The sequence below is a fragment of the Anaeromyxobacter sp. genome, assembly GCA_016718565.1.
Taxonomy (GTDB): Bacteria; Myxococcota; Myxococcia; order Myxococcales; family Anaeromyxobacteraceae; genus JADKCZ01.
In genome coordinates, this window is the sequence record JADKCZ010000001.1 from 800,571 (window position 1) to 822,712 (window position 22,142).

Below are 22,142 nucleotides of genomic sequence, written 5' to 3' on the forward strand. Positions count from 1 at the left end.
CCCGCCAGCCCGATCGGAGCACCTCCCCCATGCGCCTGCCCGCCGCCGCCCTCACCGCCGCACTGCTCCTGGCAGCGGCCTCCCCCGCGCAGGCGGGGGACGCCCGGCTGGCGCCGCTGCCGCCGGCCGAGGCGCTGGTGGTGCACGGGCCCTACGAGCAGGGCGCCTGCGACACCTGCCACGCCCGGGCCGACCGCGACGATCCGGGCCCGGCCAGGGTGGCCAAGGAGACCTGCCTGGCCTGCCACGACGAGTTCGGCGGCAAGGCGCCGGTGCGCGTCGGCAAGGGCAAGAGCCACCCGATCAAGGGCGAGTGCACCGCCTGCCACAACCCGCACAACGCCAGGAAGAAGAAGTTGCTTCTCTGAGCTTCGGCGGCACCCCGGACCAGGCGTCACCAGGACTGTCGGTTGGGATCGGGACGTGGGTTGTCCCCGATCAAGGCCGGGTGCCCCTCGATCAGGGGTAGGATGCCGGATTCCGGACACCAGGCTAGGGGACGCGGGCGGCAGGCCGCCTCTCCTGGGAGCAGACCGACATGATCCAGCGGCTCACCTCCACCGTCAGGCGCCTCGCCCTCCCGTTGCTCGCGGCCGCCGCCTTCCCGGCCCTGGCGGCGCCGCTGAAGACGGAGGTCCAGAAGCGGACCACCCGGCGCGGCGCCCAGGTGGCCCCGCTGCCGCCCGGCCCCAACGTCAAGTGGTCCCACGGCCCCTTCGAGGCCGGCGACTGCTCCATCTGCCACGAGCGGAACGACCGGGCCAACCCGGGCCCCATCACCAGCACCGTCAACGAGCTGTGCTTCAGCTGCCACGAGGAGTTCCAGGCCATCATGGCCCGGAAGTTCAAGCACGTGCCGGCGGTGGAGACCTGCACCAACTGCCACAACCCGCACAACTCCACCGAGCGCAAGCTGCTGGGCGGCGAGATGGTGGAGACCTGCACCGCCTGCCACAAGGGCATCAAGGCGCAGATCGAGACCGCCAAGGTGAAGCACGACGCCATCGTCAAGGGCGACAAGTGCTCCAACTGCCACAACCCGCACGCCGCCAACATCGAGAAGCTGCTCATCCAGCTGCCCTTCGACCTGTGCGTCAACTGCCACTCGAAGGACGGCATGATGTCCGACGACGGCAAGGCCATGACCAACTACAAGGCCTTCCTGGGCGAGAACAAGGTGTGGCACGAGCCGGTCAAGGCCAAGGACTGCTCGGCCTGCCACCGCACCCACGGCGGCGACAACTTCCGCCTGCTGGTGTCGAACTACCCCTCGACCTTCTACGCGCCCTACGAGGCCAAGGCCTACGCGCTCTGCTACGGCTGCCACAACGACAAGGTGGTGTCGGTGCCCGAGACCACCACCCTGACCGGCTTCCGCGACGGCTCGCGCAACCTGCACTACGTGCACGTGCACCAGGAGCGCGGCCGCACCTGCCGCGCCTGCCACGAGGTGCACGCCTCCAAGCAGGACCACCACATCCGCGAGGGCGTGCCCTACGGCCCCAAGGGCTGGATGCTGAAGATCAACTACACCAAGCTGCCGAACGGCGGGTCCTGCGCCAAGACCTGCCACGAGACCAAGACCTACAACAACAAGACGCTCACCAGCGCCTCGCCGAAGTAGGAGCCGCGTGGACCTGCGCCGCCGCCTCCCCGCCGCCTGCCTGGTCGGCGTGGCGCTCGTGGGCGCGGCCTGGCCAGGGGCCGCGGCGGCCTTCTCCAACGTGCGGGAGGGCGAGCTGCTGGAGAACCCGACCCTGCCCACGCTGGACGGCGGCCGGGCCGCGCTGCTCTCCGGCGCGGTGACCGCCAGCGTCTTCGTCTTCTTCCGGCCGCAGCAGGAGCACTCGCTGGACGCGCTGCGGGAGCTGGAGCTGGTGCGCCGCGAGCTGGCCGGTCGCCCGCTGCGCTTCGTGGCGGTGGTCTCGGGGAGCTGGCCGGCCGACGAGGTGCGCGCCGCGGTGCGGGCCGCCGGGCTGGACTGGCCGGTGCTGGTCGACCGGGACGACGCGCTCTACGGCCGCCTCGGGGTGCGGCTGCACCCGGTGGTGGGCATCGCCGACCGCGGGCTGCGCCTCTCGTCCTACGAGCACTTCCGCCAGATCAACTTCCGCCAGATCGTGCTGACCCGCCTCCAGGTGCTGCTGGGCGAGGCCAGCCCGGCCGACATGGCCCGGGTGCTCGACCCGCCCCGGGCCACCACCGGCTCCCCGGAGGCCGAGGCGCGGCGCCACCTCAACCTGGCGCGGGCGCTGTGGCGCCGCCACAACGGCGCCCAGGCGCTCGAGTACCTGGCCCGCAGCCTGGCGGCCGCCCCCTCCGCACCGGCCCATGCCCTGCGGGGGGAGGTGCTGGCCGCCCAGGGGCGCTGCGCCCAGGCCCGCCCCGCCTTCGAGGCGGCTTTGAAGATCGACCCCGCCGAGGCCGTCGCTCTCTCCGGGCGGGCGGCTTGCCAGCGCCAGGCCGCCACCCCCTCCCCATGAGGTCCCACGCCACCATGCCCCGCCTCCTCGAAGCCATCCTCGGCGCCGCCCTGGTCCTCCTGCCGCTCGGCGGCGCCCACGCCCACGCCGAGGTCGGCACGGTGGTGGAGAACGTCGAGCTGGCCACCGCCGCCGGCGGCAAGGAGAAGCTGCTGGCCCCCCGCATGAAGGCCACCGCGCTGATCTTCGTGCGCACCGGGCAGGACCGCTCGGCCGACGCGCTGAAGGCCATGTCGCGCTGCGAGCAGGACCTGGCCGGCAAGCCGGTGCGCTTCGTGGCGGTGGTCTCCGGGGAGACCCCGCCGGCCGAGGCGGCCGCCATGGCGGGGCTGGCCGGGGTCAAGATGCCGGTGCTGCTCGACGTGGCCGACGCCCTGTACGCCAGGCTGGGCGTGCGCAACCACCCGGTGGTCTTCCTGCTCGACGCCAAGAACGCCATCGCCAGCTTCGAGCAGTACCGGCAGATCGACTACTGCGAGGTGGTGCGGGCGCGCCTGCGCTTCATGCTGGGCGAGCTCGGCCAGGCGGCCCTGGACAAGGTGCTCAACCCCGACGTGGCCACCATGCCGGGCGACGACCCGCGCGACGTCTCGAACCGCGACGTCAACCTGGGGCGCCGCCAGCTCAAGATCAAGCAGCTCGACAAGGCGCTGCAGAGCGCCAACAAGGCGCTGGAGCTGGCCCCCTCGGCCGGCGCCTTCGCCCTCATCGGCGACGTCCACGCCGCCCGCGGCGACTGCGCCGCGGCCCTGAAGAGCTACCAGCAGGCGCTGCAGCTCGATCCCACCGAGAAGCACGCGCTGGCGGGCGCCCAGGCCTGCGGCGGCAAGTAGGAGCCCCCATGACCCGCGCCGCCCTGGCCCTGGCCACCCTGCTGCTCGCCCCCCTGGGCGCCCACGCCCACGCCGCGGTGGGCACCCCGGTGGAGAACCTGGAGCTGCGCACCATCGCCGGCGGCAAGGAGCGGCTCCTCTCGTCCAAGGCGCGGGCCAACGTGCTGGTCTTCCTGCGCACCGGGCAGGAGCGCTCGTCAGACGCCCTGGTGCAGCTGGCGGCCTGCGAGAAGCTCTTCGCCGGCCGGGCGGTGCGCTGGGTGGGCGTCGTCTCCTCCAGCGAGGAGCCGGCCGCGGTGCAGGCCCTGGTGGCCCGCACCGGGGTGGCCATGCCGGTGCTGGTGGACCAGGACGACGCGCTCTACGGGGCGCTGGGGATCCGCCTCCACCCCATGGTGGCCTTCACCGACCAGCGCTTCAAGCTGGCCGCCGTGGAGATGTACCGGCAGATCGACTACTGCGAGATCATCAAGGGGCGCATCCGGCTCATGCTGGGGGAGATCGACGAGGCCGCCTTCCAGGCCGTCCTGGAGCCGGCCAAGGGCACCATGCCCGGCGACGACCCGCGCGACGTGGCGCGCCGCGACGTCAACCTGGGGCGCATGCTGCTGAAGCGCAAGGCCTACGACAAGGCCCAGCAGAGCGCCAACAAGGCCCTGGAGCGCGCCCCCATCCCGGCCGCCCACGTCCTCCTGGGCGACGTGTTCGCGGCGCGCGGCGACTGCGCCCAGGCCACCCGGCACTACCGGCAGGCGCTCACGCTCGACGCCGCCGACGCGGCCGCCCAGGCCGGCCTGGCGGCCTGCGCCGGCAAGTAGCCCGGCGCCCCGCCCGCCTGCGCCGCGCCCCGGCCGACGCGGCGACGGGAGGGAGCTCCTCCCGGTCCCTCAGGCCTTGAGCGCCGCCCCGTCCAGCAGCCGCTCGCACAGCGCCGGGAAGGACAGGCCGTTGCCGGCCGCGATCTTGGGCACCAGCGAGGTGGCGGTCATGCCGGGCAGGGTGTTGACCTCCAGCACGTAGGCGGCGCCGTCCGGCGCCAGGATGAAGTCGGTGCGGGTCACGCCGGCGCAGCCCAGGCCGCGGTGGGCCACCTCGGCGTCGTCCATGAGCCGGCGGGTCTCGCCCTCGCCGAGGCGGGCCGGGTAGAAGTACTGGGTGGTCCCGGCGGTGTACTTGGCCGCGTAGTCGTAGAACTCGTTGGCCGGCACCACCTCGATGACGCCCAGGGCGCGGCCGTCCAGCACCGCCACCTGCACCTCCTTGCCCTTGACGTACCGCTCCACGATGACGTCGCCCTTCCAGCGGGCCGCCTCGCGGCAGGCGGCCGGCAGCCCCGCCGCCTCCTTCACCAGGGTCACGCCCACGCTGGAGCCCTCGCAGGACGGCTTGACCACCACCGGGAAGGCGAAGGGAAGGTCCGACCCGTGCACCTCGGCGACCCGGCCCGCCGGGAAGACGCGGTAGTCGGTCACCTGCAGGCCCAGGCTGCGGAAGACCAGCTTGGAGAGCACCTTGTCCATGCCCACCGCCGAGGCCAGCACGCCCGAGCCGGTGTAGGGGATGCCCATGGACTCCAGCAGCCCCTGCACGCAGCCGTCCTCGCCGAAGCGGCCGTGCAGGGCCACGAAGGCCACCTCGGCCCCGGCCTGGCGCAGGCGCGCCGGCAGGTCGCGGTCCAGGTCGAGCAGGACCACGTCGTAGCCCAGGCCGCGCAGCGCCTCGGCACAGGCCGCCCCGGTCTTGAGCGAGACCTCCCGCTCGGCGGATGGCCCGCCGTACACCACCGCCACCTTCTTGCCGCTCCAGGTGCCCATGTCGCCCTCGCTTGCCGCGCCGGTCGCCCGGCGCGCGCAGCCGTCGGTCCTCGACCCTCGGTCTTCAGCCTTCAGCCTTCAGCCTTCAAGCTTCTTGCACGTCCTCGGCCAGGAACTCCCCCACCAGCTTGACCTCCGCCTCCAGGGGGAGGCCGAAGGCCGCCTTCACCCTGGCCCGCGCCAGCTTCATGAGGGCCAGCACGTCGTGCGCCGTGGCGCCGCCCAGGTTGACCAGGAAGTTGGCGTGGACGTCCGACCACATGGCGCCCCCGACACGGTACCCCTTCAGCCCCACCGCCTCGATGAGCTGCCCGGCGAAGCGGCCGGGCGGGTTCCAGAAGGTGGAGCCGAAGCTGGGCCGGTCGAGCGGCTGGGTGGCGCGGCGGCGGGCCACGTCGGCCTCCATGAGCGCGCGGCTGGCCGGCACGTCGCCGGGCGTGAGGCGGCACTCCAGCCGGGTCACCACCGCGCCGGGCGGCAGGTGGCTCCGGCGGTACCCCAGGCCCAGGGCGGCCGCCGGCACGAAGCCGGTCCCGTCGGCGGTGGCCAGCTCGGCCCGCACCAGCACCCTCACCAGCTCGCCGGCCGGGGTCCCGGCGTTCATGGCCAGGGCGCCGCCCAGCGTGCCGGGCACCCCGGCCAGGAACTCGGCGCCGGTGAGCCCCAGGGCGTGGCCGCGCGCCATGAGCCGGGCGATGGGGGCGCCCGCCGGCAGCGTGAGCAGCGGCCCGTCGGTGCGCTCCTCGCCCAGGTCGGGGGGCAGGCGCACCACCACCCCCCGCACCCCGGCGTCGGCCACCAGGGTGTTGGCGCCGCCGCCCAGGATGGTGAGCGGCACGCCCAGCTCCGCCACGCCGCGGAGCAGCTCGGCCAGGTCGTCGGGATCGGCCGGGCGGACCAGCAGGTCGGCCGGCCCGCCCACCCGGATGGAGGTGCGCGGGGCCAGCCGCTCGTCCGGCAGGGCCTCGCCGCGCAGGCGGCGCTGGAGCTCGCGGCGCCAGTCGGCCACGCCTCAGCCCCCCAGGAGCCCGAGCAGCTCCGGGCCCACGTGGGTGACGTCGCCGGCGCCCAGGGTCAGCACCAGGTCGCCCGGCTGGAGCCGCGCCCGGGCCGCCGCGGCCAGCCCGGCCCGGGGCACGAAGGTGGCGTCGCGGTGGCCGCAGGCGCGGACGGCCTCCACCAGCCCGGCCGCGCTCACGCCCGGCAGCGGCTCCTCGCCGGCGGCGTACACGTCGGTGACCAGCAGCACGTCGGCGTCGTTGAAGGCGGTGGCGAACTCGGCGTGCAGGTCGCGGGTGCGGCTGTAGCGGTGGGGCTGGAAGAGGCAGACCACGCGGCGGCGGAAGGCCTCGCGGGCGCCCAGCAGGGTGGCCCTCACCTCGGCCGGGTGGTGCCCGTAGTCGTCCACCACGGTGACGCCGCCGGCCTCGCCCTTCACGGTGAAGCGGCGCTGCACCCCCTGGAAGGCGGCCAGGGCGGTGCGGGTCACGTCGGCCGGGATGCCCATCTCGTCGCCCAGGGCGATGACCGCCAGGGCGTTGAGCGCGTTGTGGCGCCCCACCATGGCCACCTCGAAGCGGCCCATGGGCTGGCCGCGCCGGAAGGCGTCGAAGCGCACGGCGTGGCCGGAGACCTCGATGGCCTCGGCGCGGTAGTCGGCCTGGTGGCTCTCGCCGTAGGTGACGTAGCGCTTGCCCACGTCGGGCAGGAGGGCCTGCACGCCGGGGTGGTCGATGCACAGGATGGCCAGCCCGTAGAAGGGCACCCGGTTGACGAAGTCCACGAACCCTCGGCGCAGGGCCGCCTCGGTCTTCCAGTGGTCCAGGTGCTCCGGGTCCACGTTGGTGACCACCGCCAGGGTGGGCGCGATGTGCAGGAACGAGCCGTCCGACTCGTCGGCCTCCACCACCATGTAGTCGCTCTTGCCCAGCTTGGCGTTGGAGCCGAAGGCGTTGACCTTGCCGCCCACCACCGCGGTGGGGTCCAGGCCGGCCTGGGCCATCACCCAGGCCGCCATGGAGGTGGTGGTGGTCTTGCCGTGCGAGCCGGCGATGGCCACGCCGTACTTGAGCCGCATCAGCTCGGCCAGCATCTCGGCGCGCGGGATGACCGGCACCTTGCGGGCGCGCGCCTCCACCACCTCGGGGTTGTCGCGCCGCACCGCCGAGGAGGTGACCACCACGTCGGCGCCGCCCACGTTGGCGGCGGCGTGGCCCATGGCGATGCGCCCGCCCAGCCCCTCCAGCCGCCGGGTGGTGTCGGAGGCCCTCAGGTCCGAGCCGGAGACGGCGTGGCCCAGGTTGAGCAGCACCTCGGCGATGCCGCTCATGCCGATGCCCCCGATGCCGACGAAGTGGATCCTGGCGGGGCGGGAACGGAACAGGCTCATGCGATCCTCGGAGGGGAGGCGGGCTACAGGCCGGGTGGGCGGAGGGGCTTGAAGCCTGGGCCGCGGTCCTGGCCGAAGGGAGAGCCCCAGCGCTGGCGCACCAGCTCGGCGCAGACGTCGGCGATCTCCCGGGCGGCCGCCGGCGCGCCCAGGCGACCGGCGGCGCGCGACATGCGCTCGCGCCGCTCCGGGTTCTGCAGGATGGCGCGGACCTCGGCGGCCAGCAGCTCGCCGGTCAGGTCGCGCTCCTCGATCATGACGGCGGCGCCGGCGTCCACCAGGCTGCGGGCGTTCTTGACCTGGTGGTTGTCGGCGGCGGCCGGGAAGGGGACCAGCAGCGAGGGCTTCTTGCAGACCGTCAGCTCGGCCAGGGTGGTGGCCCCGGCGCGGCACACCACCAGGTCGGCCTCGGCGTAGGCCCGGCTCATGTCGGTGATGAAGTCGCGCACGTCGGGCTCGAAGCCCACCGCGCGGTAGCCCCGCTCCACCTGCTCGCGGTCGCGGGCCCCGGTCTGGTGGATGATGAAGAGCCGGTCGCGCAGGTCGGCCAGGTGCGGCAGGGCCTCCACCACCCGCATGTTGAGGGCGTGGGCCCCCTGCGAGCCGCCGAAGACCAGCAGCCGGGAGCGGTCGTGGCCGGCGGTGGGGCGCATGAAGTTCTCCAGCAGCTGGCGCCGGATGGGGTTGCCCAGCTGGTGGACGCGGCGCCGCGGGAAGCTGGCGGCCGCCTCGGGGAAGGCGGTGAAGGCCGCCTTGACGAACCAGCCCAGCAGCCGGTTGGTCAGGCCGGCCACGGCGTTCTGCTCCTGCACCGCGGTGGGGATGCGCGCCAGCCAGGCGGCCAGCACCAGCGGGCCGGAGGCGTAGCCGCCCACCCCCACCACCATGTCGGGGCGCCAGCGCCGCAGGATGGCCAGGCAGCGCAGCAGGGCGCGCGGCAGCAGCAGCAGGTTGGCCAGGGCGCCCAGCGGGCCCTTGCCCTTCAGCCCCTTCACCTCCACCAGCTCGATGGGGTAGCCGGCCGCCGGCACCACCTGGGCCTCCAGGCCGCGGGCCGTGCCCACGAAGACCACGTCGTTCTGGGGGTGGCGCGTCACCACCTCGTCCGCCAGCGCGATGCCGGGGAAGACGTGGCCGCCGGTGCCGCCGCCCGCCACCATCAGCCTCATGAGGCGGCCTCCGCGGCGCCGCGCGCCGGCCCGACCCGCACCGCCTGAACGCCGGTGGTGAGGAAGCCGCCGCGATCACCGGAGACCGAGAGCAGCACCCCGGCCGCCAGCAGCAGCGTCATGAGCGAGCTGCCGCCGTAGGAGACCAGCGGCAGGGTCAGCCCCTTGGTGGGCAGCAGGCCGAAGACCACCGCCAGGTTGACCAGCGCCTGGGCGCCGAAGAGGGTGGTCAGCCCCAGCGCCAGGTAGGCGCCGAAGGGCTCGGCGGCGCGCAGCGAGGCGCGCAGGCCGCGCCACACCAGCACCCCGTAGAGCAGCAGCAGCACCGCGATGCCGAGCAGGCCGGCCTCCTCGGCGATGACCGCGGCGATGAAGTCGGTGTGGGCCGCCGGCAGGTAGAAGAGCTTGCCCTTCCCCTGGCCCAGCCCCTGGCCGGTCCAGCCGCCGTTGCCGATGCCCAGCAGCGACTCGACCAGCTGGAAGCCGGCGCCCTCGCGGTGGCCCCAGGGGTCCAGGTAGGCCAGCCAGCGCTCCATCCGGTAGGGGGTGCCGGTGATGAGCTTCCAGCCGATGGGCAGGGCCAGCAGGACCGCGCCCACCAGGTAGGAGAGGCGGGCCCCGGCGGCGAAGAGCATGGTGAACAGCACCAGCAGCATGATGACGCCGGTGCCCATGTCCCGCTCCAGCAGGCACAGCACCACCATCAGGCCGGTCACCAGCAGGTGGGGCAGGAAGCCGATGGAGAAGAGCCGCACCTTCTCGCGCTTGCGGGAGAGCGAGTGGGCCAGGTAGAGCACCAGCACCACCTTGGCCAGCTCGGCGGGCTGGAAGTTGATGAGCCCCAGGTTGATCCAGCGGCGCGCCCCGCCGGCCACCTTGCCGATGCCCGGCACCAGCACCAGCACCAGCATGAGCAGCGAGAAGACCAGCAGCGGGTAGGCCCAGGCGGCCATGCGCCGGTAGCCCACCTGGAGGGCCAGCACCAGGCCGGCGAAGCCCAGGCCGAAGGCCACCGCCTGGCGCTTCAGGAAGAAGAACTCGTCGCCGTGCTGGCGCGAGGCCTGGATGGCGCTGGCCGAGTACACCATCACCGCGCCGCCGGCGGCCAGCGCCAGCACCACGGTGAGCAGCAGCCAGTCGAAGGGCAGGGGCTGCAGGCGAGGCTGCACCGGGCCGTCGCTCACGGCAGCGCCTCCACCAGCTGGCGGAAGGCCGCGCCGCGCGCCTCGAAGTCGCTGAACTGGTCGTAGCTGGCGCAGGCCGGCGAGAGCAGCACCACGTCGCCCGGCGTCGCCAGGGCGGCCGCCCGGGCCACCGCCTGGGCCAGGGTGCCGCAGGCCTCGGTGGGGGCGGCGTCGCCCAGCTCGCGCTCCACCGCCGGGGCGTCCTCCCCCAGCGTGAGCAGCGCCTTGACCCGCCCGGCGAAGAGCGGGCGCAAGGGGGCGTAGGGCGCCTTCTTGCCCCGCCCGCCCATCACCAGCACCACCCGCGGCGCGCCGGCCGGGAAGGCCGCCAGCCCCACCGCGGTGGAGTCCACGTTGGTGGCCTTGGAGTCGTTGATCCACTCCACCCCGCCGCGCTCGCGCACCAGCTCGAGGCGGTTGGGCAGGCCGCCGAAGGCGTCCAGGCCGCGCTGCACCGCCGACCCGGGTACGCCCAGCAGGCGGGCGCACAGCAGCGCCGCCATGGCGTTCTCGCGGTTGTGGCGGCCGCGCAGCGCCCGGTTGGCGAGGCGGTAGCGCTCCGGGGAGCCGGCGGCGTAGCGGTAGAACCAGATCTCGCCGGGGCCGGTGCCGTCCCCCTCGGCGGGGGCCCGGGCGGCGGCCCGGGCCGGCGGGCCGAAGCCGAAGGTGTAGACCGCGCCGCGCGAGGCGCCGGCCATGGCCACGGCGCGCTCGTCGCGCAGGTTGGTCACCGCGAAGTCGCCGGCCTGCTGGGTCTCGAAGAGGCGGGCCTTGGCGGCGGCGTAGGCCTCCAGCCCCTGGTAGCGGTCCAGGTGGTCGGGGGTGACGTTGAGGATGGCGGCCACCTTGGGGCGCAGCCGCTCGATGGCCTCCAGCTGGAAGGAGGAGAGCTCGGCCACCACCACGTCGGCGCGCTGGCCGGAGAGGACGTGCTGGCACAGCGGGGTGCCCAGGTTGCCGCCGGCGAAGGTGGCCCGATCCTCGGCGAAGAGCGCCGCGGCCAGGGCGGTGGTGGTGGACTTGCCGTTGGTGCCGGTGATGGCCACCAGCGGCACGCCCTGCAGGAAGCGGTAGGCCAGCTCGACCTCGCCCCACACCGGCACGCCGGCCTGGCGGGCGGTGCGCAGGTGGGGCAGCCAGAGCGGCACGCCCGGCGAGACCACCACCAGGTCGGCCGAGGTGAAGTCGCGCTCGTCGTGGCCGCCCAGGACGGCGCGCACCGCGGCGCCGCCCAGCTCGGCCAGCGCCGGCGCCAGCGTGGCGGCCGGCCGCGCGTCGGTCACCGTCACCAGGGCCCCCTCGCGCAGCAGCAGGCGGGCCGCGGCCACGCCGCTGCGCGCCAGCCCCAGCACCGTCACTCGCTTCCCCTTCAGCTCCGGCGGTCTCGTCACGGCTACCTCAGCTTGATGGACATGAGCGCGATGAGCGCCAGCATGACCGAGATGATCCAGAAGCGGACGATGATCTTGGGTTCGGCCCACCCCTTCAGCTCGAAGTGGTGGTGGATGGGCGCCATGCGGAAGACCCGCTTGCCCGTGTACCTGAAGCTGGTCACCTGGATGATGACGCTGACGGTCTCGGCCAGGAAGACGCCGTGCAGGATGGCGCTGGCCACCTCGTTCTTGGTGAGCACCGCCAGCATGCCCAGCCCGCCGCCCAGCGCCAGGGACCCCACGTCGCCCATGAAGACCTGGGCCGGGTAGGTGTTGAACCAGAGGAAGGCCACCCCGGCCCCGAAGATGGCCGAGCAGAGCACCCCCAGCTCCTCGGCCCCGGGGATGGAGACGATGCGCAGGTACTCGGCCAGGCTGAACCCGGCGATGGTCGACCCGGCCACGTAGGAGAGGGCCAGGAAGGTCATGGCCGAGATCATGGTGGGGAAGATGGCCAGGCCGTCCAGGCCGTCGGTCAGGTTGACGGCGTTGGAGGTGGCCACCACCACGAAGATCATGAAGGGCAGGTAGAGCCAGCCCAGGTCCGGGTTGAAGAGGCGGGTGGGGATGAAGGGCAGGGTCAGGTGGGTGTCGAGGCGGCTGCCCACGAAGAGCCAGGGGAAGCGGGCGTCGGCGTGGAAGTTCCAGTCGGTCAGGAACAGCCAGTAGACCAGCAGCACCACCAGCACCTGGAAGACCAGCTTCCTCCGGCCGGCCAGCCCCTTGGAGTTGCGCTTGGAGAGCTTGAGCCAGTCGTCGGCGAAGCCGATGGCGCCGTAGCCCAGGGTCACCAGCAGCGCCGCCCAGACCCAGCGGCTGCGCAGGTCGGCGAAGAGCAGGGTGGAGCAGGTCAGCGAGAAGAGGATCAGGGCGCCGCCCATGGACGGCGTGCCGGCCTTCTTCTTGTGGCCGTCGGGCGTGTCCTCGCGGACGTTGGAGGCGCCGTACTGCAGCACCCGCATCCGCTCGATGAAGTACGGGCCCAGCAGGAGCCCGATGATCATGGCGGTGAGCCCGGCCGCCACGATCCGGAAGGACGGGTAGCGCAGGACGTTGAGGACCGAGACCTTGCCGGCCAGGGGGTAGAGGAGGTGGTAGAGCATCGCCTAGCGCAGGGCCTCGACCAGCCGCTCCAGCTTCAGGCCGCGGCTGGCCTTGACGAGGAGGACGTCGCCGGCGCGCAGGGTGGCGCGGGTCTCGGCGCACAGCGCCGCGACGTCCTCGGTGTGGAAGGTGTGCGCCGGCGGCAGGCCGGCGGCCCGGGCCCCGGCCAGCAGCGCGGCCGAGCGCGGCCCGAAGGCCAGCAGCCGGTCCACGCCGGCGGCGGCGGCCTCGGCGCCCACGGCGCGGTGCAGCTCCAGCTCGCCCGGGCCGAGCTCCAGCATGTCGCCCAGGGCCGCCACGGCGCGCCCGCCCTCGGCGCGGGCCAGGTCGCGCAGGGTGTGCAGGGCGGCGGTCATCGAGGACGGGTTGGCGTTGTAGCAGTCGTCCACCAGCAGCACGCCCGAGGGCAGGCGCTCCAGCCGCAGGCGCCGCCCCACCGGCGCCACCCCGGCCAGGCCGCGCACGATCTCCCGGTCGTCGCAGCCCATGGCGATGGCGGCGCAGGCGGCGGCGGCGGCGTTGGCGGCGTTGTGGGCCCCCACCAGCGGCAGCGCCACCTCGAGCTCGCGGTTGCCCACCCCCAGCAGGAAGCGCAGGCCGGTGGCGTCCTGGGAGAGCACCTCCAGCACCACCACGTCGCCGCGCCGCTGCCGGCCGGTGGCGAAGGTGAGCAGGCGGCGCCCGGAGGCCTGGGCGCGGCGGAGCAGGCGGGGGTCGTCGGCGTTGGCCACCGCCACCCCGCCCGGCGGCAGGCCCTGCCAGAGCTCGGCCTTGGCGTCGGCCACCCCGTCCACCGTGCCGAGCCCCGCGAGGTGAGCGGCGGCGGCGTTGGTCACCACCCCCACCTGCGGCAGGGCCAGGGCGGTCAGGCGCCCGATCTCGCCGGGGTGGTTCATGCCCAGCTCGATGACCGCGGCGCGGTGCTCCCCGGTGAGCCTGAGCAGGGTGAGCGGGACGCCCACCTCGTTGTTGAGGTTCCCCTCGGTCTTGAGGACCGGGCCGCGGGTGGCCAGGATGGCGGCGGTCATCTCGCGGGTGGTGGTCTTGCCGTTGGAGCCGGTCACGGCCACCACCGGCAGGTCGAAGCGGCGCCGGTGGTGGCGGGCCACCGCGCCCAGCGCCGCCAGGGTGTCGCCCACCAGCAGGCGGGGCAGGCCGGGCGCCGGGGCGGCGTCGTCGTGCACCAGCGCCGCGGCGGCCCCGGCGCGGCTCGCCTCGCCGAGGAAGGCGTGGGCGTCGAACCGCTCGCCGCGCAGCGCCACGAAGAGCGAGCCGGCCACCACGGCCCGGGTGTCGGTGGAGAGCCCCTCAACCCCGGGCGGCGGCGAGTCGAGCCAGCGGCCGCCGGTGGCCGCGGCCAGCTCGGCGGCGGTGAAGCGCGGTCCGATCATGGCTGGCCCAGGGCCCGGCGGGCCGCCTCGCCATCCGCCCGGAGGGCCTTGCGGGCCTCCTCCACGTCGTCGAAGTGGCGCTTCTCGCCGCCCACCAGCTGATAGTCCTCGTGCCCCTTGCCGGCCAGCAGCACCGCGTCGCCCGGGCGGGCGCAGGCCACCGCCAGCGCGATGGCGGCGCGGCGGTCCGGCTCCACCAGGTAGCCGTCGGCGCCGGCGCGGGCCTCCGCCACGGTGAGGCGGCGGCGGCCGGCCCGCTCCAGGCCCGGCACGATGGCGTCCACGATGGCCAGCGGATCCTCGGAGCGCGGGTTGTCGCTGGTGACCACGGTGAGCTCGGCGCCGCGGCCGGCCGCCTCGCCCATGAGCGGCCGCTTGCCGCGGTCGCGGTCGCCGCCGCAGCCGAAGGCCGCCACCAGCCGGCGCGGGCCCAGGCCGCGCAGCGCCTCCAGCACGCGGGCCAGGGCGTCGTCGGTGTGGGCGTAGTCCACGAAGACCGGGAAGCCCGGGCCGTCGATGCGTTCCAGCCGGCCCGGGGCGCCGGCCGAGGCGGCCAGGCCGCGGGCCACCGCCTCGGCGGGCAGCCCGAGGGCCAGGCCCAGGCCGGCGGCGCACAGCAGGTTCTCCACGTTGTGCGCCCCCACCAGCGGCGAGCGCAGCTCGAGGGTCCCGCGCGGCGTGTGCACCAGGGCGGTGGTGCCGGCCAGCGACTGCTCCAGCCGCTCGGCGTGCAGGGCGTCCCCGCCGCGGGTGCCGTAGCGCCACACCTGGCGCCCCGGGCCGAGCTGGTCGGCCAGCCGCGCGCCCCAGGGATCGCGGGCGTTCACCACCGCGGTGCCGTCGGCCGCCAGGTGCTCCACGAAGAGGCGCCGCTTGGCGGCGAAGTACCCCTCCATGTCGCCGTGGTAGTCGAGGTGGTCGCGCGTCAGGTTGGTGAAGCCGGCCGCCTGGAAGCGCAGGCCGGCCACCCGCTCCTGCGCCAGGGCGTGGGAGGAGACCTCCATCACCACCAGGCGGGCCCCGGCGTCGCGCATCTCGGCCAGCAGGGCCTGGATGGTGGTGGACTCCGGCGTGGTGTGCGCGGCCGGCCGCGCCGCGCCGGGCCAGCGGTGGGTGATGGTGCCGATGACGCCCGCCGGGATCCCGGCGGCGGCCACGCAGGCCTCCAGCAGGTAGCTCACCGTGGTCTTGCCGTTGGTGCCGGTGATGGCGGCCAGGGTCAGGTCGCGCCCCGGGTGGCCCTGGAGCGCCGCGGCGGCCAGCGCCATGGCCCGGCGCGACGACGGCACCAGGAGCAGGCGGGCCGGCGCGCAGGGCACCGGCCGCTCGGCCACCACCGCCACCGCGCCGCGGCGGGCCGCCTCGGCGGCGAAGTCGTGGCCATCCTGCGCGGCGCCGGGCAGCGCGAAGAAGAGGGTGCCGGGTCCGGCCTGGCGGGAGTCGCCCGTGACGGCGGCGATCTCGGGGTCGTCCCCGAGGTCGCCCCGCGCGCCCGTCCCCGCCGTCACCGTCGAGAGCCGCATCCGAGGGAGGATCTCATGCACGGGGCGATCCGGCCAGTTTCCGCCGTGCCCCCAAGAGGTTGCACTGGGAGTGGCCAGCGCGACACGGGCCCTGCCCACCCGCGCCCACGCCTAGCCCGCGGGCGCCAGGGTGAGCCGGATCCGCGCCCCCCGCGCCACCACCCGGCCGGGCGGGGGCGACTGGCGGGTGACGCGGCCGGAGCCGGTCACCTCGGCGCCCAGATCGAGCGCCTCCAGGGTGCGGAGGGCGGCGCGCACCGGCAGGCCGGCCAGCGCCGGCACGGCCACGCCGCCGGTGGAGCCGGCGAGGCGGCGGGCGGCCACCTCCACGGCGGGGGGCTCGGCGGGCTCGGCCTCGTCGTCCTCGGCGGAGGCCGGGCGGGCGCGGGTCGAGGCCAGCGCGGCGGGCGGCGTCGGCCCCGGCGCCGCAGCGGGGGTGGCGGCGGCCCCGCCCGAGGCGGCCCGGGTGGCCGCGGCGGCGCCGGCGGCCACGTCGGACGGCTCGGGTGGCACGCCCAGCATCTTCAGGGCGTAGGAGGCGATGTCGCGGAAGGGCGGGGCGGCCACCTCGCCGCCGTAGATCTCCCCCTTGGGCTCGTCGATGAAGACGCCGATCACCACCCGCGGATCCTGGGCGGGGGCGAAGCCCACGAAGGAGCTGTAGTGGCGGTCGGCCGAGTAGCCGCCGGTGACGGGGTCGGCCTTCTGCGCCGTGCCGGTCTTGCCGGCCACGCGCCAGCCGTCCGGCCGGGCGCGCTTGCCGGTGCCGTCGGGGTCCTCCACCACGCCGGCCAGCCAGCGGGCCACGGTGGCGGCGGTCGCCGGCGAGACCACCTGGCGCACCACCTGCGGCCGCGGCTCCTCGATGACCGCGCCGTCGGCCGGGTCGATGGTGCGCAGCACCAGGCGGGGCTCCATGAGCCGCCCGCCGTTGGCGATGGCCCCCATGGCGCTCACCACCTGCAGGGCGGAGGCGGTCAGCCCCTGGCCGAAGCTCTGGGTGGCCAGCGCGATGTCGGACCTGGGGTAGGGGAGCAGCCCCTTGCGCTCCCCCGGCAGCGCCACGCCGGTGCGCTGGCCGAAGCCGAAGGCGGCCAGCACCTCCGAGAGGCCGCGCTTGCCCAGCCGGGCGCCGATGCGGGCGGCGCCCACGTTGGAGGAGGCGGCCAGCACCTTGGCCGGCCCGGCCCAGCCGATGGACTTGTGGTCGTGGATGACGTGGCCGCCCACCGTGTAGCCGGCGCCGCAGTCGATGGCGTCGCCCGGCCTGAGCACCCCGCGGTCGAGCGCGCCGGCGATGGTGAAGGCCTTGACGGTGGAGCCGGGCTCGAAGGCGTCGGAGACCGCCCGGTTGCGGGGCTCGTCGCCCTTCTTGAGGGCGTTGGGGTCGACCGGGGGCCAGCTGGCCATGGCCAGCACCTCGCCGGTGGCCGGGTCCAGGGCGATGGCCACGCCGGACAGGGCCCGCGAGCCCTTGACCGCCGCCCCCAGCGCCTGCTCGGCGGTGAGCTGCAGCCCCTGGTCGAGGGTCAGCTCCACCCGGGCCCCCTCGCGCGCCCGGTTGGACCCCACCACGTCCTGCAGCGCCACCCGCCCGCGCCCGTCGCGCAGCGACGGCACCTTGGCGGGCTCGCCGCGCAGCACCTCGTCGAGCTGCAGCTCGATGCCCTCCAGGCCGGTGCCGTCGTCGCCGGTGAGCCCGATGACCTGGGACGCCAGCGTGGACTTGGGGTAGTAGCGGCGGGTCTCGCCGAGGAGCTGCACGCCGGGCAGGTCCAGCCGGCGCACCGCCGAGGCCTCGGCCGGCGAGATGCGCCGCTTCACCCAGACGAAGCGGGCCCCGCCGCGATCCACCTTGCGGGCCAGCGCCCTGGGATCGAGCCGCAGGGCCCGGGCCAGCTGGGCCAGGGCGCGGGCCGGGGAGGCCGCCCGGGCCTCCAGCTCGGAGGGATCCACGAAGACCGACTCGGCGTCGCCGCTCTGGGCCAGCAGCTGCCCGGCCCGATCGACGATGACGCCGCGCCGGGGCGTCATCACCACCTGGCGCACGTACTGGTCGCGGGCCTCGGCCGAGAGCTTGTCGCGCTGCACCACCTGGAGCGAGACGGCCCGCCAGGCCACCGCGCCGAAGCCGCCCAGGAAGAGCAGGCCCACCAGCCCGATGCGGATGGCGATCCAGCGCGTCGACTTGGGATCCGGCCCTGGGCGCACGCTCACCTCGCGGCGGCTGCCCGCGACGGCCCCCGGAGAGCGACCTGCTCTCCGGAGACCACCACGTCCCGCGGCGCGTCCGAAGACGCCTCGCGGGCTCCCGCCGCCGCCCGCCCAAGGAAAGGCTCCGCCGGCGTGGGCCGGTGACCAACCCCGTCCACGCCCGCCCTGCCCGCGCTGTCCCGCGGGCCTGCCGCCAACACCGCACCCGGCGCCGGCGGAGCCATGCCCAGCCTGGTCCTCGCCCAACCCTCCAGCGCCCGGGGAGACCGCAGGGTCTCGACCTCGAGGAGCAGCCGGCCGTGCAGGGAGGTGAGGTGATCGTGCCGCTTCTTCTCCTCGGCCAGCTGGTAGGAGGCCGCCAGGGCGCGCGTCCTGGTCCAGATGAAGAACACCGCCAGGCCGGCGCACAGCAGCACCGGCAGCGCGGTGCGCAGCACCGGGGCCAGCACGGCGGGGCCGCGGCGGCGGCCGCTGGAGGAGGCGCGCCTCACCGGAGCTTCTCCACCACGCGCAGGCGGGCGCTGCGGGCGCGCGGGTTCTCCGCCACCTCGTCGTCGGCGGCCACCACGGCCTTGCGGGTCACGGCGCGGAAGGAGGCGGCGGCGCCGCAGCCGCACACCGGCATGCCGGGCGGGCAGACGCAGGCCTGGCAGAGCGAGCGGAACTTCTCCTTCACGGCCCGGTCCTCCAGGCTGTGGAAGCTGATGGCCCCGGCGCGGCCGCCCGGGCGGACCAGCGCCGGCAGCGCCTCCAGCCAGGCCGTCAGCGCGCCCAGCTCGTCGTTGACGGCGATGCGCAGCGCCTGGAAGGTGCGGGTGGCGGGGTGGATGCGCGGCGGCCAGGCCTTGCGCGGGATGGCCTGCGAGACCACCTCGGCCAGCCGGGCGGTGTCGAGCGGCTCGCCGGTGGCCAGCGCCGCCTTGATGGCGCGCGCCACGGGTCGGGCGTAGCGCTCCTCGCCGTACTCGTCGATGACCCGGGCCAGCTCGCGCTCGTCGAGCCGCTCCAGCAGGTCGGCCAGCGTCTGGCCCTCCGGCCCCATGCGCATGTCGAGCGGCCCGCCCTGGCGGAAGGAGAAGCCGCGGCTCGGGTCGTCGAGCTGCGGCGAGCTGACGCCCAGGTCCACCAGGGCGCCGTCCACGCCGTCGAGGTGCAGCGCCGCCAGCACGTTCTTGGCGTCGCGGAAGTCGCCGCGCACGGCGCGGAAGGCCTCGCCGTAGCGGGCCAGGCGGGCGGTGGCGGCCGCCAGGGCGCGCGGGTCCTTGTCCATGCCGATCACGTGTGCTCCCGCCTCGAGGAAGAGGGCCGTGTGGCCGCCGCCCCCGAGCGTTCCATCCAGGAAGAGCCGACCCGGTCCCGGGCGGAGCAGCTCCACGACCTCGCGTGCCAGGACCGGCGCATGGACGAACCCCTCGCTCACGCGGCCCGGATGGCTTCGTCCACGTCGGCGAACATCTCGACGTGGCCGCCGGCGCCGCCGGCGCAGACCAGGTCGCGCACGTAGCGGGTGGCCCCCGCGGCGCGCAGCCCGGGGATGGCCTTGAGCAGCGCCGCCCCGGCGTAGTGGAGGTGGGTGACGCGCTTCAGGTCGATCACCACGGTGCGCCCCAGGTCCCGCATCTGCGCCGCCACCCGCGCGATGGAGCCCAGCTCCTCGCGCGACAGCTCGCCGATGCCGCGGATGACCGTCACCGTGTCCTCGTGCCTCGTCTCGTACATGCGCCCGTCCTCCCCGACCCCGACCTCGACCCCGACCCCGACCCCGACCCCGACCTCGACCTCGACCTCGACCTCGACCTCGACCTCGACCCCGACCTCGACCCCGACCCCGACCTCGACCCCGACCCCGACCCCTTCACCTCGCGTCAACTCCGGCCGGCCAGCGGATCCCAGCGCTGCTCGGCCGGGAGCTCCCGCTCCACCTCGGCCTCGAAGGTGGCCTTGTCGAAGAGCAGGATGTGATTGACCATGCCGGCCCAGACCACGTCCTTGGTCAGCCCGGCGTAGCTGCGCAGATCGGGCGGCACCAGCACCCGCCCGCTGCCGTCGAACTCGAGCACATGGGCGGTGGCCACCAGCTTGAGCACGTTCGAGGTGGCCACGCCGTCGAACGGCGAGACCCCGGACACCCGGGCCAGCACCTGCGCCCAGAGGGTCGGGGTGAGGCACATGATCGAGCGGGAGTTCTGGTTCCGCACCAGCGTGAGCCGGGGCTCGCCCTCGGCGGCCAGCGCCTCGCGCAGCTTGGCCGGCAGGGCGGTGCGCCCCTTGGCATCGATGGTGTGGTTGAATGACCCGAAGTACACGGTTCCTGCGATCCTGCTCTGGCGATCCACCTTCTGCCACTTTTCGCCACAAGCAGGGCGGATCTAGGTGGATCCGACGGGGGATGTCAACGCGTCCCCCAGCACGCCCTGAGGTAGGCCTGTGGATCCGTTCAGGATCGGACCACCGGTAGCGTGTGGGACAACGCCCACACGCAAGGCGGCCCGCTCCGAAGGGGGCGGCTCGGGGAGGGCTGAGGGAGGCCGGTCAGGTGGAAGGGCGCGGCCGGGACCGCGCCGCAGCCGCGGGGCCGCGCCCTGCAGCGCGAGCTGACGCCGGCGAGGTGACGCTGGGCCGGGGCTGGCGGGCCAGCGGCCCGGTCAGGGCGCGGGCGGATCGTCCGGGTACAGGACGTCGAGGTCGTGGTCCAGGATCCGCTCGTCGCCCTGCGCCGCCGCCTCCCAGGCCTTCATCCCGGGCAGCGCCAGCAGCGCCGCCAGGTACTCGCCGGCCGCGCCGCCCGGCGCCACGCCGTAGGTGCGCAGGCGGAAGGCCACCGGGGCGAAGAAGGCGTCGGCGATGGAGAAGCGGCCGAAGAGCAGCGGCCCCCCGGCGCCGAAGCGGCTCCGGCAGCCGGCCCAGAGCTGCTCGAGCCGCGCCAGCTCGGCCAGCACCGCCGGGCTGCGGCGGCGCTGCGGCCGGCGGGACCGCACGTCCATCGACAGCTGGCTGCGCAGGGCGCCGAACCCGGAGTGCATCTCGGCGCAGGCGGAGCGGGCCACGGCGCGGGCGGCGGCCTCGGCGGGCCACAGGCCGGGGTGGCGCTCGGCCAGGTACTCGCAGATGGCCAGCGAGTCCCACACCAGCAGCCCGTCGTGGTCCAGGCAGGGCACCCGGCCGGCCGGCAGCGCCGCGAAGCGCTGCGCCTTGCCGGCGTCGACCTGCAGCGAGACCAGCCGCTCGGTGAAGGGGAGGTGGGCCTCCGTGAGGGCCAGCCAGGGCCTGAGCGACCAGGACGAGTAGTTCTTGTTCCCGATGAAGAGCGTGTAGGCCATGTGCCGTGATCATGGCGCAGGCTGGCGGCGCGCGCTCCATCCCGTGCGGGGCCGTTCGTGCGTATGCTCGCAGCCCGCGGGGGCGCAAGGAGGCAGACGGTGGATCTCGCCCAGTGGCTGAATGGCTTCAAGGTGCTGCACGAGAAGGCCCGCCGCGGCGCGCTGGAGGCCGGCGAGCGCGAGGTCTATCTCGACGGCCGCGACGAGCTGGCGCGCGCCCTGATGGCGGCGCAGCGGCTCACGGTGCAGGCCGGGCAGACGCCGCGCCAGGCGCTGCGGGTGGCGCGGGCCCTCCAGGTGGACCTGGAGAGCCCGGTCCGCAAGGACCGGCTCACCACCTTCGACCTCTCCGGGGGCGGCTTCTCGGCCCTGGTGGCCCGCGCCCCCATGGCCGACGAGGCGCTCACCGCCACCCTGCGCCTGCCGGGCGTGGAGCCGGTGGTCGGCCCGGTGACGGTGGCCGGGCTGAAGCCGCAGCCCGGCAACGTGCGCGTCTCCTTCACCTTCGGCCGCCTCGACGAGGCGTCGCGCGAGCGGCTGGAGCTGGCCATCTTCGACACGGTGCTGGCGCAGCTGGGACGGTAGCGCGGCGCGGCGGGCGACGGCGCACCCTGGCCCCGGACCGGCCCGGACCTGTCGTACACTCCGCGGCATGCCTTCCACCTCCACGCCCTCCGCCCCGGGCCGGCTGGCCGCCGCCGCGCTGGCCGCCCTGCTCCTCTCCGCCGCTCCCACCCGCGCGCCCGCCGCCGAGGGCGCGCCACCCCCGGCCCGCGTCGAGACCGACGACGAGGCCCTGAAGGACATCACCCGCGCCGTCAAGGCGCGCGACGTGGAGGCGCTGCTGTCGCGCGTCTCCGGCGACGGGGTGGACCGGGGCGAGTCGATGATCAGCGCCGGCTGGGTGGAGCGGTTCCTCTCCGAGGAGGGGAGCCCGGTGCAGGCCTGGGTCTTCGGGGCCCGGGTGAAGGTGAAGGCCAAGGACCGGCCGACGCCCGCCGTGCCGGGGAAGGAGCAGGCCAGGACCGCGGCGGCCCCGAAGCCACCGGCCCCCATCCCCGCCTTCACCATGGCCGCCTGCCTGGCCGGCGAGGTGACGCTGGTCAGGCAGACCGCCGAGGACGCCCAGGTGCGCTGCAGCCGCGGCGCCGACTCGGCCAGCTTCGGCCTGAAGCGGATCGAGGGGCGCTGGGTCATCGTGCGCGACTTCTTCTGGCCGTATTAGGGCGCGGCGCCCCGGCCTGATCCCCGGCGGGCCTGGCCGGGGCTGGCCCCGGGCGAGATC

22 protein-coding genes are annotated in these 22,142 nt (G+C 75.0%); 7 read left to right on the forward strand and 15 right to left on the reverse strand.

Features of this window, described 5'->3' with window-relative positions; genetic code table 11:
• Positions 1 to 29: 29 nt before the first annotated feature.
• From IPO09_03445 to IPO09_03465, 5 genes are all read left to right on the forward strand, one after another.
• Positions 30 to 368: a cytochrome c3 family protein gene (locus tag IPO09_03445; protein ID MBK9516408.1), complete on the forward strand. Its 339-nt coding sequence runs from the start codon at positions 30 to 32 to the stop codon at positions 366 to 368.
• A gap of 170 nt (positions 369 to 538) precedes the next feature.
• Positions 539 to 1,624, forward strand: a complete 1,086-nt coding sequence (locus IPO09_03450) for a cytochrome C (GenBank protein ID MBK9516409.1) — start codon at positions 539 to 541, stop codon at positions 1,622 to 1,624.
• Positions 1,625 to 1,631: 7 nt separating this feature from the next.
• On the forward strand, positions 1,632 to 2,483 hold the full coding sequence (locus IPO09_03455; GenBank protein MBK9516410.1) for a tetratricopeptide repeat protein: 852 nt from the start codon (positions 1,632 to 1,634) through the stop codon (positions 2,481 to 2,483).
• A gap of 14 nt (positions 2,484 to 2,497) precedes the next feature.
• A complete protein-coding gene (locus IPO09_03460; protein MBK9516411.1) occupies positions 2,498 to 3,316 on the forward strand; it encodes a hypothetical protein in 819 nt (272 codons plus the stop codon).
• 8 nt (positions 3,317 to 3,324) lie between these two features.
• A complete protein-coding gene (locus IPO09_03465) occupies positions 3,325 to 4,134 on the forward strand; it encodes a hypothetical protein (protein ID MBK9516412.1) in 810 nt (269 codons plus the stop codon).
• A 69-nt stretch (positions 4,135 to 4,203) separates the two neighbouring features.
• Here the strand turns inward: IPO09_03465 and IPO09_03470 are convergent, their stop codons facing one another.
• The 15 genes from IPO09_03470 to IPO09_03540 all read right to left on the reverse strand — a co-directional run bounded on the left by IPO09_03470 (position 4,204) and on the right by IPO09_03540 (position 20,857).
• On the reverse strand, positions 4,204 to 5,130 hold the full coding sequence (locus tag IPO09_03470) for a D-alanine--D-alanine ligase (protein MBK9516413.1): 927 nt from the start codon (positions 5,128 to 5,130) through the stop codon (positions 4,204 to 4,206).
• A gap of 85 nt (positions 5,131 to 5,215) precedes the next feature.
• Entirely contained in the window at positions 5,216 to 6,139 is a 924-nt protein-coding gene (locus IPO09_03475; protein ID MBK9516414.1) for a UDP-N-acetylmuramate dehydrogenase, read from the reverse strand.
• Between the two features lie 3 nt (positions 6,140 to 6,142).
• On the reverse strand, positions 6,143 to 7,519 hold the full coding sequence (locus IPO09_03480; GenBank protein MBK9516415.1) for a UDP-N-acetylmuramate--L-alanine ligase: 1,377 nt from the start codon (positions 7,517 to 7,519) through the stop codon (positions 6,143 to 6,145).
• Between the two features lie 23 nt (positions 7,520 to 7,542).
• A complete protein-coding gene (gene murG / locus IPO09_03485) occupies positions 7,543 to 8,688 on the reverse strand; it encodes an undecaprenyldiphospho-muramoylpentapeptide beta-N-acetylglucosaminyltransferase (protein MBK9516416.1) in 1,146 nt (381 codons plus the stop codon).
• The gene (gene ftsW / locus IPO09_03490) at positions 8,685 to 9,872 is read right to left on the reverse strand and encodes a putative lipid II flippase FtsW (protein ID MBK9516417.1); all 1,188 of its coding nucleotides are present in this window, start codon (positions 9,870 to 9,872) and stop codon (positions 8,685 to 8,687) included. The genes murG and ftsW overlap by 4 nt, the downstream gene beginning before the upstream one ends.
• Positions 9,869 to 11,263: a UDP-N-acetylmuramoyl-L-alanine--D-glutamate ligase gene (gene murD, locus IPO09_03495; protein MBK9516418.1), complete on the reverse strand. Its 1,395-nt coding sequence runs from the start codon at positions 11,261 to 11,263 to the stop codon at positions 9,869 to 9,871. The genes ftsW and murD overlap by 4 nt, the downstream gene beginning before the upstream one ends.
• Before the next feature lie 2 nt (positions 11,264 to 11,265).
• Positions 11,266 to 12,408: a phospho-N-acetylmuramoyl-pentapeptide-transferase gene (locus tag IPO09_03500; GenBank protein MBK9516419.1), complete on the reverse strand. Its 1,143-nt coding sequence runs from the start codon at positions 12,406 to 12,408 to the stop codon at positions 11,266 to 11,268.
• Positions 12,409 to 12,411: 3 nt separating this feature from the next.
• Complete coding sequence (locus IPO09_03505; GenBank protein MBK9516420.1) at positions 12,412 to 13,800, reverse strand: UDP-N-acetylmuramoyl-tripeptide--D-alanyl-D-alanine ligase; 1,389 nt, start codon at positions 13,798 to 13,800, stop codon at positions 12,412 to 12,414.
• Positions 13,797 to 15,323: a UDP-N-acetylmuramoyl-L-alanyl-D-glutamate--2,6-diaminopimelate ligase gene (locus tag IPO09_03510; protein ID MBK9516421.1), complete on the reverse strand. Its 1,527-nt coding sequence runs from the start codon at positions 15,321 to 15,323 to the stop codon at positions 13,797 to 13,799. The genes IPO09_03505 and IPO09_03510 overlap by 4 nt, the downstream gene beginning before the upstream one ends.
• 111 nt (positions 15,324 to 15,434) lie before the next feature.
• Positions 15,435 to 17,534 (reverse strand): transpeptidase family protein, encoded by a 2,100-nt coding sequence (locus IPO09_03515; GenBank protein MBK9516422.1) that lies wholly within the window; start codon positions 17,532 to 17,534, stop codon positions 15,435 to 15,437.
• Positions 17,535 to 17,536: 2 nt separating this feature from the next.
• Positions 17,537 to 18,028, reverse strand: a complete 492-nt coding sequence (locus IPO09_03520) for a cell division protein FtsL (protein MBK9516423.1) — start codon at positions 18,026 to 18,028, stop codon at positions 17,537 to 17,539.
• The gene (gene rsmH / locus IPO09_03525) at positions 18,025 to 18,957 is read right to left on the reverse strand and encodes a 16S rRNA (cytosine(1402)-N(4))-methyltransferase RsmH (GenBank protein ID MBK9516424.1); all 933 of its coding nucleotides are present in this window, start codon (positions 18,955 to 18,957) and stop codon (positions 18,025 to 18,027) included. The genes IPO09_03520 and rsmH overlap by 4 nt, the downstream gene beginning before the upstream one ends.
• Entirely contained in the window at positions 18,954 to 19,256 is a 303-nt protein-coding gene (locus IPO09_03530) for an anti-anti-sigma factor (protein ID MBK9516425.1), read from the reverse strand. The genes rsmH and IPO09_03530 overlap by 4 nt, the downstream gene beginning before the upstream one ends.
• A 146-nt stretch (positions 19,257 to 19,402) precedes the next feature.
• The gene (locus tag IPO09_03535) at positions 19,403 to 19,843 is read right to left on the reverse strand and encodes a division/cell wall cluster transcriptional repressor MraZ (protein ID MBK9516426.1); all 441 of its coding nucleotides are present in this window, start codon (positions 19,841 to 19,843) and stop codon (positions 19,403 to 19,405) included.
• A 339-nt stretch (positions 19,844 to 20,182) separates the two neighbouring features.
• Positions 20,183 to 20,857, reverse strand: a complete 675-nt coding sequence (locus IPO09_03540; GenBank protein ID MBK9516427.1) for a glutathione S-transferase family protein — start codon at positions 20,855 to 20,857, stop codon at positions 20,183 to 20,185.
• A 63-nt stretch (positions 20,858 to 20,920) separates the two neighbouring features.
• Here IPO09_03540 and IPO09_03545 point away from each other — a divergent pair, with 63 nt between their 5' ends.
• Together IPO09_03545 and IPO09_03550 are read left to right on the forward strand one after the other, a co-directional pair.
• Positions 20,921 to 21,442: a PilZ domain-containing protein gene (locus tag IPO09_03545; GenBank protein MBK9516428.1), complete on the forward strand. Its 522-nt coding sequence runs from the start codon at positions 20,921 to 20,923 to the stop codon at positions 21,440 to 21,442.
• 67 nt (positions 21,443 to 21,509) lie between these two features.
• A complete protein-coding gene (locus tag IPO09_03550) occupies positions 21,510 to 22,082 on the forward strand; it encodes a hypothetical protein (protein ID MBK9516429.1) in 573 nt (190 codons plus the stop codon).
• Positions 22,083 to 22,142: the final 60 nt, after the last annotated feature.

Coding starts and splice junctions, on each gene's coding strand:
- IPO09_03480 (MBK9516415.1), bottom strand. CDS start 7,519: ATGAGCCTGTTCCGTTCCCGCCCCGCCAGGATCCACTTCGTCGGCATC.
- IPO09_03500 (MBK9516419.1), bottom strand. CDS start 12,408: ATGCTCTACCACCTCCTCTACCCCCTGGCCGGCAAGGTCTCGGTCCTC.
- IPO09_03505 (MBK9516420.1), bottom strand. CDS start 13,800: ATGATCGGACCGCGCTTCACCGCCGCCGAGCTGGCCGCGGCCACCGGC.
- IPO09_03460 (MBK9516411.1), top strand. CDS start 2,498: ATGCCCCGCCTCCTCGAAGCCATCCTCGGCGCCGCCCTGGTCCTCCTG.
- IPO09_03540 (MBK9516427.1), bottom strand. CDS start 20,857: ATGGCCTACACGCTCTTCATCGGGAACAAGAACTACTCGTCCTGGTCG.
- IPO09_03450 (MBK9516409.1), top strand. CDS start 539: ATGATCCAGCGGCTCACCTCCACCGTCAGGCGCCTCGCCCTCCCGTTG.
- IPO09_03530 (MBK9516425.1), bottom strand. CDS start 19,256: ATGTACGAGACGAGGCACGAGGACACGGTGACGGTCATCCGCGGCATC.
- IPO09_03470 (MBK9516413.1), bottom strand. CDS start 5,130: ATGGGCACCTGGAGCGGCAAGAAGGTGGCGGTGGTGTACGGCGGGCCA.
- IPO09_03465 (MBK9516412.1), top strand. CDS start 3,325: ATGACCCGCGCCGCCCTGGCCCTGGCCACCCTGCTGCTCGCCCCCCTG.
- IPO09_03445 (MBK9516408.1), top strand. CDS start 30: ATGCGCCTGCCCGCCGCCGCCCTCACCGCCGCACTGCTCCTGGCAGCG.
- murG (MBK9516416.1), bottom strand. CDS start 8,688: ATGAGGCTGATGGTGGCGGGCGGCGGCACCGGCGGCCACGTCTTCCCC.
- IPO09_03545 (MBK9516428.1), top strand. CDS start 20,921: ATGCTCGCAGCCCGCGGGGGCGCAAGGAGGCAGACGGTGGATCTCGCC.
- IPO09_03550 (MBK9516429.1), top strand. CDS start 21,510: ATGCCTTCCACCTCCACGCCCTCCGCCCCGGGCCGGCTGGCCGCCGCC.
- IPO09_03510 (MBK9516421.1), bottom strand. CDS start 15,323: ATGCGGCTCTCGACGGTGACGGCGGGGACGGGCGCGCGGGGCGACCTC.